This window comes from Kitasatospora sp. NPDC091276 (genome assembly GCF_040684355.1).
Taxonomy (GTDB): Bacteria; Actinomycetota; Actinomycetes; order Streptomycetales; family Streptomycetaceae; genus Kitasatospora.
In genome coordinates, this window is record NZ_JBFBFU010000013.1 from 66,737 (window position 1) to 67,774 (window position 1,038).

Genomic DNA, 1,038 nt, shown 5'->3' on the forward strand with positions numbered 1-1,038 from the left:
GCCGCCCCGTCGCGGTCACCGGCAGCCACGACGAGACCGTGCGGGTGTGGGACCTGACCACGCGCGAGCAGATCGGCGAGCCGCTCACCGGTCACGAGGAGGCGGTGCGAGCGGTGGCGACGGCGGTGCTCGACGGCCGCCCCGTCGCGGTCACCGGCAGCCACGACGAGACCGTGCGGGTGTGGGACCTGACCACGCGCGAGCAGATCGGCGAGCCGCTCACCGGTCACGACGGCTGGGTGCTGTCGGTGCTCACGACAACGATCGACGGCCGCCCCTGCATCGTCAGCGGAGGCGAGGACTGGACGCTCCAGGTGTGGGATCCGACCACCGGCAAGCAGATCGGCGAGGCGGTGAACGGCAACACCGACAAGGTCCGGGCGATGGCGACCGCGGTGCTGGACGGCCGTCCCCACGTGATCGCCGGCAGTCAGGACGGGATGGTGCGGGTGTGGGACCTGGCCTCGGGCGGCCAGGTTGGTGAGCCGCCCACCGGCCACACCGGCGATGTGAACGCGGTGGCGACGACAGTGGTCGACGGCCGCCCCGTGGCGGTCACCGGCGGCGACGACGGCACGGTGCGGACCTGGGACCTGACCACCGGCCGGCAGATCGGCCTGCACCTCACCGGCCAGGACGACTGGGTGGGGGCGGTGGCGACGGCGGTGGTCGACGGCCGTCCCGTCGCGGTCGCCGGCAACCACGTGCAGGTATGGGACCTGACCACGTGTGAGCAGATCAGCGAGCCGCTCTCCGGCCACGAGGAGGGGGTGAACGCGGTGGCGACGGCAGTGGTCGACGGCCGCCCTGTAGCGATCACCGGCAGCTGGGATGACGTACGGGTCTGGGATCTGACTGTGGGTCAGCAGGTCGGCGAGCCCCTGACGGGCCACACCGGCGACGTGAACGCGGTGGCGACGGCAGTGGTCGACGGCCGCCCCCTGGCGGTCACCGGCGGCGACGACGGCACGGTGCGGACCTGGGACCTGACCACCGGCGACCAGGTCGGCGAGCCCCTGACCGGCCACACCGGCGAAG

1 protein-coding gene is annotated in these 1,038 nt (G+C 73.2%); it reads left to right on the forward strand.

All coding sequences use genetic code 11. The annotated features are described in order from the left end of the window. Window positions 1-1,038: WD40 repeat domain-containing protein (locus tag AB0O19_RS18200; protein WP_363620818.1), on the forward strand; the 1,038-nt coding region annotated here is incomplete at both ends.